This window comes from Celeribacter sp. SCSIO 80838 (assembly GCF_056498065.1).
Map to the genome: position 1 here is coordinate 3,662,452 of NZ_JAZKMA010000001.1, position 16,906 is coordinate 3,679,357.

Annotated in this window: 19 protein-coding genes; 15 read left to right on the forward strand and 4 right to left on the reverse strand. The window is 60.8% G+C overall.

The window, feature by feature from the left end; genetic code table 11:
• Nucleotides 1-39 precede the first annotated feature (39 nt).
• The gene (locus V1475_RS18355; RefSeq protein ID WP_479413889.1) at nucleotides 40-1,125 is read left to right on the forward strand and encodes a bifunctional transcriptional activator/DNA repair enzyme AdaA; all 1,086 of its coding nucleotides are present in this window, start codon (nucleotides 40-42) and stop codon (nucleotides 1,123-1,125) included.
• Here the strand turns inward: V1475_RS18355 and V1475_RS18360 are convergent.
• Complete coding sequence (locus tag V1475_RS18360) at nucleotides 1,083-1,628, reverse strand: N-acetyltransferase family protein (RefSeq protein WP_479413890.1); 546 nt, start codon at nucleotides 1,626-1,628, stop codon at nucleotides 1,083-1,085. The two genes, V1475_RS18355 and V1475_RS18360, sit on opposite strands and share 43 nt — an antisense overlap.
• 134 nt (nucleotides 1,629-1,762) lie before the next feature.
• On the opposite strand from V1475_RS18360, the gene secG reads away from it, so the two are divergent.
• The 3 genes from secG (at nucleotide 1,763) to rpiB (ending at nucleotide 4,451) form a co-directional block, all read left to right on the forward strand.
• Nucleotides 1,763-2,128 carry a preprotein translocase subunit SecG gene (secG, locus tag V1475_RS18365; protein ID WP_479413891.1) on the forward strand — a complete coding sequence of 122 codons (366 nt, stop codon included), beginning with the start codon at nucleotides 1,763-1,765 and terminating at the stop codon, nucleotides 2,126-2,128.
• A gap of 217 nt (nucleotides 2,129-2,345) precedes the next feature.
• Nucleotides 2,346-3,989 carry a CTP synthase gene (locus V1475_RS18370; RefSeq protein WP_434286394.1) on the forward strand — a complete coding sequence of 548 codons (1,644 nt, stop codon included), beginning with the start codon at nucleotides 2,346-2,348 and terminating at the stop codon, nucleotides 3,987-3,989.
• Nucleotides 3,990-4,001: 12 nt separating this feature from the next.
• On the forward strand, nucleotides 4,002-4,451 hold the full coding sequence (rpiB, locus tag V1475_RS18375) for a ribose 5-phosphate isomerase B (protein ID WP_479413892.1): 450 nt from the start codon (nucleotides 4,002-4,004) through the stop codon (nucleotides 4,449-4,451).
• A 69-nt stretch (nucleotides 4,452-4,520) separates the two neighbouring features.
• Here the strand turns inward: rpiB and V1475_RS18380 are convergent, their stop codons facing one another.
• The 3 genes from V1475_RS18380 to V1475_RS18390 form a co-directional block, all read right to left on the reverse strand.
• Nucleotides 4,521-5,075: a hypothetical protein gene (locus V1475_RS18380; RefSeq protein WP_479413893.1), complete on the reverse strand. Its 555-nt coding sequence runs from the start codon at nucleotides 5,073-5,075 to the stop codon at nucleotides 4,521-4,523.
• A gap of 11 nt (nucleotides 5,076-5,086) precedes the next feature.
• Nucleotides 5,087-5,716: an FMN-binding negative transcriptional regulator gene (locus tag V1475_RS18385; protein WP_479413894.1), complete on the reverse strand. Its 630-nt coding sequence runs from the start codon at nucleotides 5,714-5,716 to the stop codon at nucleotides 5,087-5,089.
• Between the two features lie 84 nt (nucleotides 5,717-5,800).
• Complete coding sequence (locus tag V1475_RS18390) at nucleotides 5,801-6,244, reverse strand: Lrp/AsnC family transcriptional regulator (RefSeq protein ID WP_096807166.1); 444 nt, start codon at nucleotides 6,242-6,244, stop codon at nucleotides 5,801-5,803.
• 110 nt (nucleotides 6,245-6,354) lie between these two features.
• Here V1475_RS18390 and V1475_RS18395 point away from each other — a divergent pair, with 110 nt between their 5' ends.
• From V1475_RS18395 to V1475_RS18445, 11 genes are all read left to right on the forward strand, one after another.
• The gene (locus tag V1475_RS18395; protein ID WP_479413895.1) at nucleotides 6,355-6,948 is read left to right on the forward strand and encodes a LysE family translocator; all 594 of its coding nucleotides are present in this window, start codon (nucleotides 6,355-6,357) and stop codon (nucleotides 6,946-6,948) included.
• Between the two features lie 89 nt (nucleotides 6,949-7,037).
• Complete coding sequence (gene ppk2, locus V1475_RS18400) at nucleotides 7,038-7,949, forward strand: polyphosphate kinase 2 (protein WP_479413896.1); 912 nt, start codon at nucleotides 7,038-7,040, stop codon at nucleotides 7,947-7,949.
• A gap of 98 nt (nucleotides 7,950-8,047) precedes the next feature.
• Entirely contained in the window at nucleotides 8,048-8,488 is a 441-nt protein-coding gene (locus tag V1475_RS18405) for a tellurite resistance TerB family protein (RefSeq protein WP_434286389.1), read from the forward strand.
• Between the two features lie 220 nt (nucleotides 8,489-8,708).
• Nucleotides 8,709-9,500: an ABC transporter ATP-binding protein gene (locus tag V1475_RS18410; protein WP_479413897.1), complete on the forward strand. Its 792-nt coding sequence runs from the start codon at nucleotides 8,709-8,711 to the stop codon at nucleotides 9,498-9,500.
• Between the two features lie 33 nt (nucleotides 9,501-9,533).
• Nucleotides 9,534-10,247 carry a transporter substrate-binding domain-containing protein gene (locus V1475_RS18415; protein WP_434286388.1) on the forward strand — a complete coding sequence of 238 codons (714 nt, stop codon included), beginning with the start codon at nucleotides 9,534-9,536 and terminating at the stop codon, nucleotides 10,245-10,247.
• A 63-nt stretch (nucleotides 10,248-10,310) separates the two neighbouring features.
• Nucleotides 10,311-11,201: an ABC transporter permease gene (locus V1475_RS18420; RefSeq protein ID WP_479413999.1), complete on the forward strand. Its 891-nt coding sequence runs from the start codon at nucleotides 10,311-10,313 to the stop codon at nucleotides 11,199-11,201.
• Complete coding sequence (locus V1475_RS18425; protein WP_066704389.1) at nucleotides 11,198-12,004, forward strand: ABC transporter permease; 807 nt, start codon at nucleotides 11,198-11,200, stop codon at nucleotides 12,002-12,004. The genes V1475_RS18420 and V1475_RS18425 overlap by 4 nt, the downstream gene beginning before the upstream one ends.
• A gap of 9 nt (nucleotides 12,005-12,013) precedes the next feature.
• Nucleotides 12,014-13,357 (forward strand): glutamine synthetase family protein, encoded by a 1,344-nt coding sequence (locus tag V1475_RS18430; protein ID WP_479413898.1) that lies wholly within the window; start codon nucleotides 12,014-12,016, stop codon nucleotides 13,355-13,357.
• 107 nt (nucleotides 13,358-13,464) lie between these two features.
• Complete coding sequence (locus V1475_RS18435) at nucleotides 13,465-14,157, forward strand: type 1 glutamine amidotransferase (protein WP_479413899.1); 693 nt, start codon at nucleotides 13,465-13,467, stop codon at nucleotides 14,155-14,157.
• Between the two features lie 2 nt (nucleotides 14,158-14,159).
• The gene (locus V1475_RS18440) at nucleotides 14,160-15,512 is read left to right on the forward strand and encodes a glutamine synthetase family protein (RefSeq protein ID WP_434286384.1); all 1,353 of its coding nucleotides are present in this window, start codon (nucleotides 14,160-14,162) and stop codon (nucleotides 15,510-15,512) included.
• A 164-nt stretch (nucleotides 15,513-15,676) separates the two neighbouring features.
• On the forward strand, nucleotides 15,677-16,879 hold the full coding sequence (locus tag V1475_RS18445; RefSeq protein WP_479413900.1) for a DegT/DnrJ/EryC1/StrS family aminotransferase: 1,203 nt from the start codon (nucleotides 15,677-15,679) through the stop codon (nucleotides 16,877-16,879).
• Nucleotides 16,880-16,906: the final 27 nt, after the last annotated feature.

Consider the following 16,906-nt stretch of genomic DNA (forward strand, 5'->3'; position numbering starts at 1 on the left):
CCGGCGGACAGGTACGCGCATTGCGGCTACTCTTGCCGCATGACACTTTTCGATCTTCCCGACGCCGACACGCTCTATACCGCGCTCCTCACCCGCGACCCGTCTTACGAAGGCCGCGCCTGGGTGGGCGTGACCTCGACCGGCGTGTTCTGCCGCTTCACCTGCCCGGCACGCAAACCGAAGCCCGAGAACTGCCGCTGGTTCGACAGCCTCGGCGCCTGCATCGAGGCGGGGTTTCGGCCCTGCAAACGCTGCCAGCCATTGAAGGCCGCGACGGATGCGGAGCCGGTGATCGAGGAGCTGCTCACCGCGCTCGGGCAACGCCCGGAGCATCGCTGGTCGGAGGCGGATGTGACCGCGATGGGATATGACCGGGGCACAGTGCGCCGGGCATTCAAGCGGCATTTCGGGATGAGCTTTCTGGAGCTCGCGCGTCTTGAGCGGCTCCGGCGAGGCTTTGAGGTGATGAGCGAGGGCGGCACGGTTCTCGAAGCGGGGCTTGAGGCGGGGTTCTCCTCGGCCTCGGCATTCCGGGCGCGGGTGGGCGCGCTTTTGGGCATGGCCCCCGGCACGCTGAGCGCCGATCCGCTGTTGAGCATCGACTGGATCGACACGCCACTGGGGCCGATGATCGCGGTGGCGGACGACCACCGCCTGCATCTTTTGGAATTCATGGACCGCAAGGCGCTGCCGACCGAGCTGCGGAAACTCGCGGAGGGGGCGAAAGGGCGGTTTGGGTTCGGGCGGACGGCGATCCATGACCAGACGGCGCGGGAATTGACGGCGTATTTCGACGGCAAGAGCGCCGGGTTCACCGTGCCGCTCGCCTATCACGGCAGCGGGTTTTACGGGCAGGTCTGGGACGCTTTGCGCAAGATTCCGGCAGGCGAGACGCGCAGCTATGGCGCGCTTGCGACCGGGATCGGACGTCCGACGGCGAGCCGGGCGGTGGCGCGGGCCAACGGGGCGAACCAGATTGCGATTCTCATTCCCTGCCACCGGGTGATCGGCGCGGACGGATCGCTGACCGGCTATGGCGGCGGATTGTGGCGCAAGCAAAGGCTTTTGGAGATCGAGGCGGATTATGCCCGCGCGGCGAGAACAGAGAGCGTATCCCAGCCATAAGCGACCTCGTCGATCCCAGCTTCGGGACGCAAGTCGATCCGCTCGGCGACCTGTTTCCCGCCCAAAGCCTCGTAGAATGCGCGCGCTGGCATGTTCTCCGTCAACACCCAAAGGGCGGCGGCCTCATGCCCCATGGCTCGAAGCGCCTGAGCGCCCCTGGCCATCAACGCAGAGCCGAGGCCTTGGCGCGGGGAGGCGACGTAAATCGCCGAAAATTCACCGGCGAAATCGTTGACGAGATCGGCGTTGCGCTGATCGCCACAGGAGAGAAAGCCCGCGACCGTATCGTTTTGCACCGCAACAAAAACCGCCCCTCGCCCCGAAGCTTCATAGCTGTCGATGATTTTCGCCCAGCCTTTTTCCCGATCCGGCACCGTCATCCGGTCAATGAGCGCATCGGGCAAAAGGCCGCGATAGGCAGAGCGCCAAACGGCGACCTGAACCTCGGCAATGGGCAAAGCGTCCTGATGCGTGGCGGGGCGGATGAAAAATGTCTCGGTCATGGGGTCAGAATGCGCACGCCTGCCGGAAACACAAGTCCCGACGGTTTTGTCCGGCCCATCGGGCCAGATCAGGGTTGCGCGAGGCCATGAGACCCCTTAAGTAGCCCCATCGTACGACCTCAAAGGCCTGATCCATGGAAAATGTCATTCTCGTCATCCACCTGATCCTCGCGCTCTGCCTCATCGGCATTGTGCTCTTGCAGCGATCCGAGGGTGGCGGTCTTGGCATGGGCGGTGGCGGCGACGTCATGACGGGCCGGGCTGCGGCCACGGCACTGAGCAAGCTGACCTGGCTTTTTGCCATCGGGTTTATCATCACTTCGGTGACGTTGACCGTTCTGGCGCGCAAAGATGCGGCCTCCACCTCCGTGATGGACGGCGTTGCAACCGAAGAGACCGTTCCGGCCGAAGACAGCACAACCCCGGCTCTGCCGTCGGGCAGCGATCTTCTGCCGCCGTCGTCGACGGATGCGCCTGTCGCACCGCCGCGCGCCGACTGATCTTTCCTAAAGATTAACAAAACCTTGAGAGTTGAGGGGAAATTCCCCTCAACATGTTGCGGTTTGGTTGCGCGGGCGGACCGAATCTGTTATTTCTTAAATCCCGTGAACCACGTTGTTTCGAGCAGGGGCCAACCGGTCGATGAGATCGGCTAAATTGGCTTTTGGAATAACGTTAAGACAAGAATTCGGACTATCACGGGAGCCTCTCCAGCCCATGGCACGCTATGTTTTCATCACCGGCGGTGTTGTTTCTTCGCTTGGGAAAGGTCTCGCATCGGCCGCCCTCGGCGCTTTGTTGCAAGCGCGCGGCTATTCGGTGCGGTTGCGCAAACTCGACCCTTACCTGAACGTCGACCCCGGGACGATGAGCCCGTTCGAGCATGGCGAAGTGTTCGTCACCGATGACGGGGCGGAAACCGATCTGGACCTCGGCCATTACGAGCGCTTCACCGGTGTGTCGGCGCGGATGACCGATTCCGTGTCCTCGGGCCGGATCTACACCAATGTGTTGGAGAAAGAGCGGCGCGGCGATTACCTCGGCAAAACGATTCAGGTCATTCCGCACGTCACCAACGAGATCAAGGACTTCCTTGAGATCGGCGATGACGAGGTGGATTTCATGCTCTGCGAGATCGGCGGCACGGTGGGCGACATCGAAGGTCTGCCGTTCTTCGAAGCCATTCGCCAGTTCGCGCAGGATCGCCCACGCGGCCAATGCATTTTCATGCACCTGACGCTCCTGCCCTATATTGCGGCCTCGGGCGAGTTGAAGACGAAACCGACGCAGCACTCCGTCAAGGAGCTGCGCACCATCGGGTTGCAGCCGAACGTGCTGGTCTGCCGCTCCGAGCATCCGATCCCGCAGAAGGAACGTGAGAAGATCGCGCTGTTCTGTAACGTTCGCAAGGAGGATGTGATCGCGGCGCCGGATCTCAAGTCGATCTATGAGGCGCCGCTCGCCTATCACCGCGAGGGGCTGGATCAGGCCGTGTTGGACGCGTTCAACATCGCGCCCGCGCCGAAACCGGACCTGTCCGTTTGGCACGACGTTGCCGACCGGATCTTCAACCCGGAAGGCGAGGTCAAGGTTGCGATCGTCGGCAAATACGTTCAGCTCGAAGACGCCTATAAGTCGGTGAGCGAGGCGCTGACGCACGGCGGCATGGCCAACCGGGTGAAGGTCAATGTGGAATGGGTCGATGCGGAGATTTTCGAACACGAAGACCCCGCGCCCTATCTGGAAGGTTACGACGCCATTCTGGTGCCCGGCGGCTTTGGCGAGCGCGGCACGGAAGGCAAGATCAAGGCGGCGCAATTCGCCCGCGAGCGCAAGGTGCCCTACCTCGGGATTTGTCTCGGGATGCAGATGGCCGTGATCGAAGCGGCGCGGCATCTGGCCGGGATCACCACGGCCGGGTCGGAGGAATTCGACCACGAAGCCGGGAAAAAGCGTTTTGAACCGGTGGTTTATCACCTCAAGGAATGGGTGCAGGGCAACCACACGGTGCAGCGCAAGGCGGATGATGCCAAGGGCGGCACGATGCGGCTTGGCGCCTATACCGCGAGCCTCAAGGAAGGCTCGAAAGTGGCGGAGATCTACGGCGCGACCGAGATCGAGGAACGCCATCGCCACCGCTACGAGGTGGACATCAAGTACAAGGACAAGCTTGAGGCCTGCGGACTGGTGTTCTCGGGCATGTCGCCGGACGGGCGCCTGCCGGAGATCGTCGAGGCCAAGGATCACCCGTGGTACATCGGCGTGCAATATCACCCGGAGCTGAAGTCGAAACCCTTCGCCCCCGCGCCCCTGTTCCGCGATTTCATCCGGGCTGCGAAAGAAAACTCCCGTCTGGTGTAAGGACCGTCCCAAATGACTGACAACAAACGCATCGCGCTGTCTTCCGACCACGCCGCCATCGAGCTGCGTCAGGCCATTGCCGCCCATGTGGCAAGCCTCGGCTGGGAGGCGGTGGACATCGGTCCGACCACGCCGGAGAGCACGCATTATCCGAAACACGGCGAGGCGGCGGCGAAGCTCGTGGCTTCGGGCGATTGCCGGTTTGGCATCATCCTTTGTGGCACGGGTCAGGGCATCATGCTGGCCGCGAACAAGGTCAAGGGCATCCGCTGCGGCGTCTGCTCGGAGGCCTATTCCGCCAAGATGCTGCGCCAGCACAACGATGCCAACATGCTGTCCATGGGGTCGCGAGTGATCGGCGAAGGGCTTGCACTCGACATCGTCGAGGCCTTCCTCTCGGCCGAGTTCGAAGGCGGCCGCCACGGCACGCGGGTCGATATGATCATGGAGATCGAGGGGTAAGACCCTCGCTCAGACCGGATTGGAAAAGGGCGCCTCACGGGGCGCCTTTTGTTTTGAACAGATTGATCTTTACGACTTGCCATATGCTTCTAGGAGTGAGGCACGAAAAGTTTCAATTCTCATTGCAACACTCACAAAAGACTCTCGATAACTGCGTAGCGTTTCGATGGTGACGACTAACTTGCTTCTCTCTTTTGGATCTGTTGGTAAATCGGACAGTCGGGAAATGTCCTGAGCACCCAAAGTACCTAGCGTAGGCCCTTGCCAAACATGCATGTGAGCTAATTTATTTCTTTTTCTAGAGGCTTTCTGAACTCTATCTGAGATGCGGCTCCACTCACCCTCTAGTTCTCTCCATTGCGGGCCTTCGCTTGTACCAAATTTGATCTTGAGAGGCCTATCTATTACTTGGATTCTATCGCGAAACCCTACGATAGCGTGAAAAGCAGATCGCGCACTCATCACTTCAGCGCTGCAAATTACAATCGCGAAAACAGAGCTTAATCTGTGCTCAATATTTCCCCATTCTGCAAGCGCACGCCCAAACTCGGCCATGAATTCGGGCTCATCTGGCGCATAGTCAGCGCCCTGTGGCATTCGCCAATCATATTCAATTTCAGTCACCAATACGCCCCTCACTCCCCCTCCGGGAAACTCGCCAGCGCCTGCGCCAGATCGACGCCCTGCTCGCCCGAGGACATCAGCCCCGCATAGGTGCCCTGCCGGTCTTCCATGGACCGGTGCTGGTTCACCTTCCATTTGCCCTCCAACCGCTCCGGCACGAAACGCAGCCCGACGATGCCGCGTTTCAGAGCGGCGACATAGGGCACGGGGGCGTCCGCCACCGACCAGGGTTCCGCGCGACCTGCCTCATGCCGGTCGGTCAGCGCATTGAGATGCGCGCCCAGCGCCTCCGCCCCCTCAAAGGTCTCATACGCGCCATGGGCATGGACCACGATATAGGCCCAGGTCGGCACGACTTTGCCATGCTCCTGTTTCGAGGGGTAAAACGACGGCGAGACATAGGCCTGCGGTCCCTGAAAGATCAAAACAGACCCCGCCCCCGCCAGTTTCCAATGCGGATTAGCCCGCGCCAGATGGCTTTCGATCACGGTCCCCCCGCCCTCCTCGCGCACCACGACCGGCAGATGGGTGATCTCGATCCCTGCCTCATGCGGCGTCACCAAAGCGGCAAAGCCGATCTCCGCCATGACATGGCGCAGAACCTCGGGGGCATCGATGGCGGAGTTGTTCGGTCGGTACATGGCGGCCTCCTGTTGCCCCGACCTAACACGCTCGCCCTCTTCATGGCAGCAAGAAATACTCAAATCCCGCAAATGGCCAAAAGATCAGCCGCGCAGGTCCTTGGGGCTTTCCATCACGATATAGGAGGTGATCGAGGCCACATTGGGCACGGTGGCCAAAACCTCCGTATGAAAGCGCTTGTAGGCCTCAAGCCCCGCGGTCTCGATCCGCAGGAGATATTCGAAAGCGCCCGCGATGTTGTGGCATTCCTTCACCTCGAAGGCCGCCTCCATGGCGCGCTCGAAGCCCTTTTGCGCCTCCTTGCTATGGGCGGAGAGGCCGACGGCGATGTAGGTCACGAAGCCGCGTCCGGTCTTTTGCGGATCGGTCACGGCGCGGTAGCCGCGGATCACGCCGGAGCGTTCCAACTCGCTCACCCGGCGCGAGGTGGCGGAAGGCGACAGGCCGACACGTTCGGCAAGTTCGAGGTTGCTTTGCCGCCCGTCGCGCGACAGTTCGCGCAATATATCTTCGTCAATACGATCCATAGCCGTGATTTCATGCAAATTTTTGATCTTCAGAACGATCTTTGCACGGTCATTGCGCCGGAGGAAGGCTAATTTCACCGGTATGTGTTCTGGCATGGAAACTCACCGGCATGGATATGACGCTCTTTCTCGCGCTTCTCGCTTTCGGCTTCGTCACCTCGGTCACGCCGGGGCCGAACAATCTCATGTTGCTGGCCTCGGGGGCGAATTTCGGTATCCGCCGCAGCCTGCCGCATATGTTCGGCATCGCCTTCGGGTTCACGCTGATGGTGTTCATCGTGGGCTTGGGGCTTGCGGAAGCCTTCGAGACCTTCCCGGTGCTGCGGCAGGTGATGATGGTCGTGGCGGTGCTTTATATGCTGTGGCTGGCGTGGAAGATCGCCCATGCCGCAGCCCCCGGAGAGAAAGAGGCGACGGGCAAGCCGCTCAGTTTTTTGCAGGCGGCAGCGTTTCAGTGGGTCAATCCGAAAGCCTGGATCATGGCGATCGGGGCGCAGACCAATTACGCGCAGGACACGACATGGCTTGCTGCGGGGATCGTCGCTTTCGGATTTCTGCTGATGAACCTGCCGGCGATTTCGCTTTGGGCATGGCTCGGGCAGGAAATCCGCCGTTTTCTGACCAATCCGCGGCGTTTGGTGGCGTTTAACTGGACGATGGCGGCACTTTTGGTCGCGTCCTTGCTGCCGATCCTTTTCCATTAAGAAACCGTCATATAGAATGGGTAAAGGCGGGCTCTGAGGGGCCCGACCGGCCCGATTGTGACGATCATGAGGAAAGGACGGAACGTATCATGAGCTTTGACAAGGATGCCCAGGACTGGCTTGAAGCGGAACTCGCGGACACGCTGGACGAGGAATGGGAGATTGAGCTCGAGGATTCGATCCTGTCGCGGGAGATCAAGAAGATTTACCAGAAAGAGCATCCCGACATGCTCGAACGGTCGATCTATTTCCGTGAATTGCTGCGGCTTCAGGCGGAGCTGATCAAGTTCCACGACTGGGTGCAGGAGACCGGACAGAAGGTCGTGGTGCTGTTCGAAGGGCGCGACTCGGCGGGCAAGGGCGGCGTGATCAAGCGGATCACCCAGCGGCTGAACCCGCGCGTGGTGCGCGTGGTGGCGCTTCCGGCGCCGTCGGACCGGGAAAAATCGCAATGGTATTTCCAGCGCTATGTGCCGCATCTTCCGGCGGCGGGCGAGGTCGTTTTGTTCGACCGCTCGTGGTACAACCGCTCAGGCGTCGAGCGGGTCATGGGCTTTGCCGATGAGGATCAGGTGGAACAGTTCTTTCAGGACGTTCCCGAGTTTGAGCGGATGCTGGTGCGCTCCGGCATCAAGGTGGTGAAATACTGGTTCTCGATCACCGACGAGGAACAGCAGATGCGATTCCTCATGCGCATTCACGACCCGATGAAACAGTGGAAACTCTCGCCGATGGACCTGCAATCGCGCATCCGCTGGGAGGATTACACCAAGGCCAAGGAAGACACGTTCTTCCGCACCAATATCCCGGAAGCACCGTGGTATATCGTCGAGGGCAATGACAAGAAACGCGCGCGTTTGAATTGCATCGATCACCTGTTGTCGCTGTTCGACTATCACGAAATTCCGCATGACGAGATCCACCTGCCGGAACGGATCTACAAGAAGGATTACGAACGCGCCGTCTTGCCGCCGGAGCTTTATGTGCCGCGGAAATATTGAGCCGTTACAGGGGGCTCGGGCTTGCTCCCTGTCCGCACGCTAAAACGTGATGCACAGGGAGGCTTTCCCGCCGCCGCGCCCTGCCCTATATCGCTCTTATGTTCGGTGATTTTCTCAAAACCCTGCTGCAACCGCAGCCTGCCCAGCTTCCGGATACGGACGCGCGTCTGGCCTTGGCCGCTCTTTTGGTGCGCGTCGCCCGCGCCGATGGGCGCTATGACCCGGAAGAGGCGGAGCGGATCGCCAAGGTGCTGATGAGCCGCTACACGCTGTCGCCGTTCGAGGCGGCGAAACTGCGCGGCGAGGCCGAGCAGTTGGAGGCGGAAGCCCCCGACACGGTGCGCTTCACCCGTGCGATCAAAGAGGCCGTGCCGTTCGAAGAGCGGATCGGCGTTTTGGAGGGGCTGTGGTCCGTGGTTTTGGCCGACGGCACGCGCGACGAGGGTGAGGATGCGCTTTTGCGGCTGGTGTCGAACCTTCTGGGCATCAACGACCGCGACAGTGCCTTGGCCCGTCAAAGGGTCGAGGCGCGGTTGTAACGTGACTGACGTCGGGGAATCGTCGCCGCGCGTCCCTGCCCAGATGATCTCCCGAATTGCCCGGTTTATGAGCCACACTGCCCTTTAACGGGACAAAGCACGCGTTTTTCGCCCAAGGGCTGTGCGCGAGCCTTTAATTTGATCAAAACTCAGACGCAACGCAGCGGAACAATGCCGTTCATTATTGCATCTGCTGAAAGATTAGCCCTAACTCTTGGCAATGTTGACCAATAACTCAAATCCCGCGACGCCCGTCATCGAGATCCGTGACCTGCACAAGGCCTATGGCGATCTCGAAGTTCTCAAGGGCGTGTCCATGACCGCGCCGCGCGGCCATGTGACCTCGCTTATCGGCTCATCGGGGTCGGGCAAATCCACGCTTTTGCGCTGCGCCAACCTGTTGGAAGACAGCCAGCGGGGCGAGATTCTGTTCGAGGGAGAGCCGATCACCTGGAAGGGCGAAGGGCTGCACCGGCGGCCCTCTGACCCGAAACAGGTGATGCGCATTCGCACCAACCTGTCGATGGTGTTCCAGCAATTCAATCTCTGGGCGCATCTGACCGTGCTTGAGAACGTCATGGAAGCGCCGATCACGGTGCTGGGTCGCGACCGCAAGGAGGTCGAGGAAAAGGCCCGGATGTATCTCGACAAGGTGGGCATCGGCGACAAATGCGACGTTTACCCGGCACAGATGTCCGGCGGGCAGCAACAACGCGCGGCGATTGCGCGGGCGCTCTGCATGGAGCCGCGGGCGCTTCTGTTCGACGAACCGACCTCGGCGCTCGACCCGGAGCTTGAACAAGAGGTGATCAAGGTGATCAAGGCGCTGGCGGAAGAGGGCCGGACGATGATCATCGTGACCCATGATATGCGCATGGCCTCCGACATCTCGGACCATGTGATTTTCCTTCATCAGGGGCTGATCGAGGAAGAGGGACATCCCTCCGACCTGTTCGGGTCCCCGAAATCCGAACGCCTGAAACAGTTCCTGAGCGCGACTGTTCCGGCCTAACCATATAGAGCGCTGACTTTTGGGGAGTACCACATGAAGAAGATCCTTCTTTCCGCCGCCGCCATGGCTTTGCTGGCCGGTGCTGCGTCTGCCGAAACCGTGCGTCTGGGCACGGAGGGCGCCTACCCTCCGTACAACTACATCGACGACAATGGCGAAGTGGCGGGTTTCGAGCGGGTTCTGGGCGACGAGCTTTGCAAACGTGCCGAGCTTGAGTGCACCTGGGTGACCAACGACTGGGACAGCATCATCCCGAACCTTCTGTCCGGCAACTACGATGCGATCATCGCGGGCATGTCGATCACCGACGAGCGCAAGGAAAAGGTGGATTTCTCGCAAAACTACACCCCGCCCTCGATGTCCGCCTATGCAGCGATGGCCGAAGGCGTGGACGTGGATGCGGGCATCGTCGCGGCGCAGGCCTCGACGATCCAGTCCGCGCATGTGGTGGAAACCGGCGCGACCCTGCTTGAATTCCCGAACTTCGAGGACAGCGTCGCCGCCGTGACCTCCGGCGAGGCCGATGCGGTTCTGGCCGACAAGGACACGCTGATGCCGGTCGTCGGCGAAGGCACCCTGATGTTCGTGGGCGAAGATGTTCCGCTCGGCGGCGGCATCGGCATGGCCTTCCGCAAATCCGACCCGGAACTGCGCGCCAAATTCGATGCGGCGATCCAGTCCATGAAGGACGACGGATCTCTGAACGCGCTGATCAAGGAATGGCTCGAAGACAGCCCGACCTTCTGATCGGATCTTCCGAGGCGGGGCGTTCGCGCCCCGCCACACGTCCCCCTGCCCAACAGGTGTCCCATCTTTTCCTATTGCGCCGATCCTGACACGCTCGACCGCCTGGCATGGCTGAGCTGTTACCTGACGACCGGAAAGCATATGGCTTTCTACACCTCCTTCGGGACGGTGCTTTTGCTTCTGGCCGTGACCGCGCCGCTGGCGCTGAGCTTCGGCTTTGCCGCCGCCGCCGGATCGCGATCGCATTTTTTCCCGCTGAAATGGCTGTCGAACATCTACATGGCCATCGTGCGCGGTGTGCCGGACATCGTGTTTTTCCTGTTTTTCGTCATCGCCCTCGATCAGGCCTTCGAATGGACGCGGCATCAGGTGCTCTGTCCCGACTGGGATCAGCCGATCCGGCAGGGCAATGATTTCATCGTCTGCCCGGCGGCCAAGCTGCCGCTGAATTCCGCGCCCGAGATCTATCACCAGATTTACGGCTTCGGCCTTGCCGTGCTGACCTTTGCCATCGTGTTCGGCGCCTTTGCGGGCAATGTCTTGGCGGGCGCGTTCAAGGCGGTGCCGCATGGCCAGATCGAGACGGCGGAGGCCTATGGCATGACCAAGCGCCAGACGTTTTGGCGCATCATGGTGCCGCAGATGTGGACCTATGCGATCCCCGGCCTGTCGAACCTCTGGATGGTGCTGATCAAGGCCACGCCTTTGCTGTTCCTGTTGGGTGTCGAGGATGTGGTCTACTGGGCGCGCGAGCTTGGCAACACCAAGACGGCGCGGTTTACCGATTATCCTCATGGCGACTGGCGGGTGTATTATTTCTTCGGGCTTTTGGTGTTCTACCTGCTGTTTACGAAAGTCTCGGAGATTGTGCTCGCCCGGATCACCCGCAAACTGTCGCGCGGTCAGGCCACCGCCGCCGGTGAGGCGATGCGCAAAGCGGGTGCCACGGCATGAGCTGTTCCGAAACGCTTGCAAGCTATGCCTTCCGGTCGCTGGGCTATGGCGAACGCCGCCTGCCGACCACGGAGATCACACTCTGCGATCAGGTGACCCTGATCGGATCGGGGATGATCTGGAACATCTATTTCGGGATTCTGGCGATCCTTCTGGGGTTCTTCACCTCACAGGCGCTGGCGCTTGCGAAGACCTCGTCCAATCCGCTGATCCGCAAACCCGCAGAGTGGTTCATTTTCGTGTTCCGCGGCTCGCCCTTGTTCATCCAGTTCTTCTTTGCCTATTTCCTGTTCCTGACGATCAAGCAATCGGTGCCGATGCTGAGCAATCTGACGAACGCATGGCTGGGGGCGGCGATCGTCTTGTGGTTCAACACCACGGCCTATTCCGCCGAGATTTTCTATGGCGCGCTGATGGCAATCCCCAAAGGCGATCTCGAGGCCGCCGATGCCTATGGCTTTACCGGGTTCAAACGCTTCCGCCGGATCGTCTGGCCGACCATGATGCGGCTCGCCTGGCCCGCCTATACGAACGAGGCGATCTTTATCTTCCACTCGACAACGCTCGTGTTCCTCTCCGGTTTCCCGGCCTTGCAGCAAAAGGGCGACGCGCTTTATTACGCCTCCTATTTTGCCGACAAGACCTTCAACCCGTTCATCCCCTACCCGATCCTTGCGGGCTATTTCGTCGTGGCGACGCTCTGCATCATCACGGTCTATGGCCTGATCGGAAAGCGGCTGAACCGCCACCTTCCGCAACCTCGCCAGAAACGGCCCCGGATGCTGGCGCAAATCTTTCGTTAATGGTGTCTCATGACTTCCCCCCACAGTTGGCTTGCCCAGAATCCCGACATTAAAACCATCCGCATCGCGGCGGCCGACCTGAACGGTCAGGCCCGCGGCAAGCGCATGTCCGCGCGCTATGCCGACAAGGTGGAGACCGAGGGCACGCGCTTTCCCCTCTCCGTTCTGAACCTCGACATCTGGGGCGAAGACATTGAGAACAGCCCGCTGGTGTTCGAGAGCGGCGACAAGGACGGGGTTTTGCTGCCGACCGAGCGCGGGTTTATCCCGATGCCTTGGCTCGAAGGTCCGACGGCGCTGTTGCAGATGTGGATGTTCCATGAGGACGGGCGGCCGTTCGATGGCGATCCGCGTCAGGTTCTGGCCCGTGTGCTGGAGCGTTACAAGGCCAAGGGGCTGACGCCTGTTGTGGCGACCGAGCTTGAATTCTACCTCGTCGACGACAGCTCGCGGCAGTTGCGTGTGCCGCGCTCGCCGCGCTCTGGCAAACGCCGTCCGGGGGCGGAAACGCTCGCGCTCCGGGCGCTCGATTCCTTCGACCGGTTTTTCACCGATCTCTACGAGGCCTGCGAGGCCATGGACATCCCGGCGGATACGGCGATTTCCGAGGCGGGTCTCGGACAGTTCGAGATCAACCTCGTGTATTCGCCCGACGCGCTCAAGGCCGCCGACGATGCGTGGCTGTTCAAGCTGATGGTCAAGGGGCTGGCGCGCAAACACGGGTTTGCCGCCTCCTTCATGGCGAAACCCTACGACGAATATGCCGGGAACGGCATGCACACGCATTTCTCGATGCTCGATGCGAACGGCGACAATATCTTTGACGATGGTACGGACGCAGGCACCGACATGATGCGTCATGCGATTGCCGGGTGTCTTGACGCCATTCCCGCCTCGACCCTGATGTTTGCACCGCATGGCAATTCCTACGACCGTCTGGTGCCGGGGGCACACGCGCCCACCCGCATCTGCTGGGGCTATGACAACCGCACGGCGGCGGTGCGCGTGCCGGGCGGGTCGCACAAGGCGCGGCGGATCGAACACCGGGTGTCGGGCGGCGATGTGAACCCGCATCTGATGATCGCGGCCATCCTTGGCGCGGCTTTGATCGGCATGGAAGACAAGATGAAAGCCCCACCGCCGATCACCGGCAACGCCTATGCGCAGGAATTGCCCGAGATGCCGGGCGACTGGGGGACGGCGATTGCCGAGTTCGAAACCTCGGAAATGATGCGCCGCATCTTCCCCGCCGAACTGGTCCAGAACCTGACGCTGACCAAACGTCAGGAGCTTCGCGACTGGATGAACCTCACACCTGAGGAACAGGTGGAGCTTTATCTGGACACGGTTTAAGCGTGTTCGGGTTTATTTGATCAAATTTCTGCGCTTTGCCGCCTGCCCCCTTGTCGGGTTCGCGGCGAAGCGTTAGCTTCGGATCATTCCAAAGCACTTGGTGACTTATGAAACTCGGCATTCTGCAATGCGGACACGCGCCCGACCCCGTCGCGCAAATTCACGGGGATTTTCCACTGATGTTCAAACGGCTCTTCGACCGCCCGGACTTTTCCTATGAATACTGGGACGTCGAACATATGGATTTTCCGAAAGGCCCTGAGGATGCCGACGCCTGGCTTTTGACCGGCTCGAAACACGGCGCCTATGAGGATCACCCGTTTATTCCGCCGCTCGAAGAGTTGATCCGGGCGATCCATGCCTCCGACCGACGCATGACCGGGATCTGTTTCGGCCATCAGATCATCGCCACAGCGCTTGGCGGCACGGTCGAGAAATTCAAAGGCGGCTGGGCCGTCGGGCGGCAAGCCTATGACATCGCGCCTTTGGGGCCGATCCATCTCAACGCCTGGCATCAGGATCAGGTCACCGCACTGCCCGAAGGTGCCGAGGTTCTGGGGGGCAATGATTTCTGTGAAAACGCGGCGCTGGTCTATGGCGACAGCATTCTGACGATTCAGCCCCACCCGGAGCTGAGCAATCCGATCATCGCCGATTACATTTCCTCGCGCATGGGCAATCCGGCCTATCCGCTCGCCCTCATGGAGCGCGCGCAGAAGGAAAACACCGAACCCACCGACGACAAACGCTTTGCCGATCTGATGGTGGATTTTCTGACCCGCGGCCGGGAGGCGCTTTGACCATGGAATTTCTCGACAAACTGCCGCAGGCCGCGCTGGACTTCATGGACGGGCGCAAGCTCGACGAGGTGGAATGCATCGTCGCCGACCTATCCGGCATCGCGCGGGGCAAGGCCATGCCCGCGATGAAATTCGAAAAGCAAAAGCATTTTTATCTGCCGAACTCGATCTTTTTGCAGTCGATCAACGGCGATTGGGTCGAGGATGCGGATGCGCCCTTCACCGAACCGGACATGGTTCTGGTGCCGGATTTCGAAACTGCCACGGCGGCGCCCTGGACCGCCGACTGTACGCTTCAGGTGATCCACGATGTGCTCGACCAGAGCGGCCAGATGGTGCCGGTCGCGCCGCGCAACGTCTTGAAACGCGTGGTGCAGCTTTATCACGATCAGGGCTGGGAGCCGATCGTCGCGCCCGAGATGGAGTTTTTCCTCGTCGCCAAGAACACCGATCCGAACCAGCCGGTGGAACCGCCGATCGGGCGTTCCGGTCGGCGCGCGGCGCAGCGGCAGGCCTATTCCATGTCGGCGGTCGACGAATACGGGCCGATCATCGACGACATTTACGACTTTGCCGAAGCGCAGGGGCTTGAGATCGACGGCATCCTGCAAGAGGGCGGCGCCGGGCAGATCGAGATGAACCTGCGCCATGGCGATCCGGTGAAGCTTGCCGATGAGATGTTCTATTTCAAACGGCTGATCCGCGAGGCGGCGCTGCGCCACGATTGTTTCGCGACCTTCATGGCGAAACCCATTCAGGACGAGCCGGGATCGGCGATGCACATTCACCATTCGGTGGTGGACATCAACACGGGCGAGAACATCTTTTCCAACCCGGACGGCTCGGAATCCGAGGCGTTTCTGCATTTCATCGCGGGGCTTCAGAACCATCTTGCCTCGACGATTGCGATCCATGCGCCCTATGTGAACAGCTATCGCCGCTACGTCCGCGATTTCGCCGCGCCGATCAACCTCGAATGGGGCCGCGACAACCGCACCACCGGGCTGCGCGTACCGATCTCCGGCCCCGAGGCGCGACGGATCGAAAACCGTCTGCCGGGGATGGATGTGAACCCCTACCTGTCGATTGCGGCCTCTCTGGCCTGTGGCTATCTCGGCCTGATCGAGCGGCGCGAACCGCGGGCGGAATATATCGGCGACGCTTACGATTCCGCCGAGGGCATCCCGGAAACACTGGCCTCGGCGCTCGACCTTCTGGAAAGCGCGACACAGATGAAAGAGGTTTTGGGCAAGGATTTCGTGCGCGTCTACACCACGGTGAAACGCGCCGAGAACGAAGCCTATCTTCAGGTCATTTCGCCCTGGGAGCGCGAGCATTTGTTGCTCAACGTGTGAGCCAAGTCACAGAACCATGGGAAGGGGGCCTCAGCGCCCCCTTTTTTGCACGTATTTCTGTGAAGCTTTTGCGAAATTTCGCCTGCCGCCCGGCGAGGCAGTAGATTTTTGCGCGCACTATACTTACAGTTATTCCGAAAGAAGAATTTCAAAAAGGTAAAATCATGAGTCTCGGGCCCAATGTCTACGACGCCGAACCGATCCCCGAAGAAGCGCGCGCCATCGTCGAGCAGCTTCTGAGCTCGGGCGATCTGTTCCGCTACACCGCGCCGGGCAATGCGCCCGTGACGCTGTTGGAGCGCGAATTCGCCGAGATGCTGGGCGCGAAATATGCGCTCGCGGTCGCCTCCTGCTCCGCCGCTCTGTTCCTGTCGCTGAAGGCGCTGAACCTGCCGCGCGACGCCAAGGTTCTGATCCCGGCCTTCACCTTTGCCGCCGTGCCCTCCTCCATCGTGCATGCCGATTGCAAGCCGGTTCTGGTCGAGTGCAACGACAATTACCGGATCGATCTGGACGATTTCCACGCCAAGATGGAAGACGCCGACGCGGTGATGATTTCCCACATGCGCGGGCACACCTCCGATATGGATGTGATCAAGGCCGCCTGCGACGCCAAGGGCATTCCGCTCATCGAAGACGCGGCGCATTCGCTCGGCACCGTCTGGGACGGGCAGAATATCGGCACGATTGGCAAGATCGGCTGTTTCTCCTTCCAGTCCTACAAGCTTTTGAATGCCGGCGAAGGCGGGATCATGATCAGCGACGATCCGGAGATCATGGCGCGCGCGATCATCATGTCCGGCGCTTACGAACACAACTGGGCGAAACACAATCCGCAGCGGGACAATGCGCTCTCCGCCGAATTCGCCAAGTGGCAAAACCAACTGCCGCTCTACAACACCCGGCTGTCGAACATGTCTGCCGTGCTGGTGCGCCCGCAGCTGAAAGAGGTGCCCCGCCGTGTCGCCGACGGGCGTCGCAACCACGATTACACCGCCGCGCGTCTTGAAACCTCGCCGCATCTGACCGTGCCCGCGAAGCTCGACAAGGAGCTGCGTGCACCCGACAGCCTCCAGTTCAACCTCGTGGATTTCTCCCGCGAAGAGGCTCTGGCCTTCCAGAGCGCGGCGAAGGTGCGCGGCGTGTCTGTACAGGTCTTTGGCCTCTCGACCGACAACGCGCGCGCCTTCTGGAACTGGCAATTCCTGGGCGAGACGCCCGATCTGCCGAAAACCCGCGAGATGCTGTCGAAAGCCTGCGACACCCGGCTTCCGGCGCGCCTCACGGAAGAGGATTGCGATTTCATCGCCGACGCACTTCTGGCCGCGGCCGGAGAGGTCAAGGGCGTGCGGGTCGCGGCGGAATAAGCCCACCCTGCCCCGCAAGACTTTGAC

Coding starts and splice junctions, on each gene's coding strand:
- V1475_RS18440 (WP_434286384.1), top strand. CDS start 14,160: ATGGAATTTCTCGACAAACTGCCGCAGGCCGCGCTGGACTTCATGGAC.
- V1475_RS18445 (WP_479413900.1), top strand. CDS start 15,677: ATGAGTCTCGGGCCCAATGTCTACGACGCCGAACCGATCCCCGAAGAA.
- V1475_RS18435 (WP_479413899.1), top strand. CDS start 13,465: ATGAAACTCGGCATTCTGCAATGCGGACACGCGCCCGACCCCGTCGCG.
- ppk2 (WP_479413896.1), top strand. CDS start 7,038: ATGAGCTTTGACAAGGATGCCCAGGACTGGCTTGAAGCGGAACTCGCG.
- V1475_RS18390 (WP_096807166.1), bottom strand. CDS start 6,244: ATGGATCGTATTGACGAAGATATATTGCGCGAACTGTCGCGCGACGGG.
- V1475_RS18355 (WP_479413889.1), top strand. CDS start 40: ATGACACTTTTCGATCTTCCCGACGCCGACACGCTCTATACCGCGCTC.
- V1475_RS18410 (WP_479413897.1), top strand. CDS start 8,709: ATGTTGACCAATAACTCAAATCCCGCGACGCCCGTCATCGAGATCCGT.
- V1475_RS18405 (WP_434286389.1), top strand. CDS start 8,048: ATGTTCGGTGATTTTCTCAAAACCCTGCTGCAACCGCAGCCTGCCCAG.
- V1475_RS18360 (WP_479413890.1), bottom strand. CDS start 1,628: ATGACCGAGACATTTTTCATCCGCCCCGCCACGCATCAGGACGCTTTG.
- V1475_RS18370 (WP_434286394.1), top strand. CDS start 2,346: ATGGCACGCTATGTTTTCATCACCGGCGGTGTTGTTTCTTCGCTTGGG.
- secG (WP_479413891.1), top strand. CDS start 1,763: ATGGAAAATGTCATTCTCGTCATCCACCTGATCCTCGCGCTCTGCCTC.
- V1475_RS18395 (WP_479413895.1), top strand. CDS start 6,355: ATGGATATGACGCTCTTTCTCGCGCTTCTCGCTTTCGGCTTCGTCACC.
- V1475_RS18430 (WP_479413898.1), top strand. CDS start 12,014: ATGACTTCCCCCCACAGTTGGCTTGCCCAGAATCCCGACATTAAAACC.
- V1475_RS18415 (WP_434286388.1), top strand. CDS start 9,534: ATGAAGAAGATCCTTCTTTCCGCCGCCGCCATGGCTTTGCTGGCCGGT.
- V1475_RS18385 (WP_479413894.1), bottom strand. CDS start 5,716: ATGTACCGACCGAACAACTCCGCCATCGATGCCCCCGAGGTTCTGCGC.
- V1475_RS18425 (WP_066704389.1), top strand. CDS start 11,198: ATGAGCTGTTCCGAAACGCTTGCAAGCTATGCCTTCCGGTCGCTGGGC.
- rpiB (WP_479413892.1), top strand. CDS start 4,002: ATGACTGACAACAAACGCATCGCGCTGTCTTCCGACCACGCCGCCATC.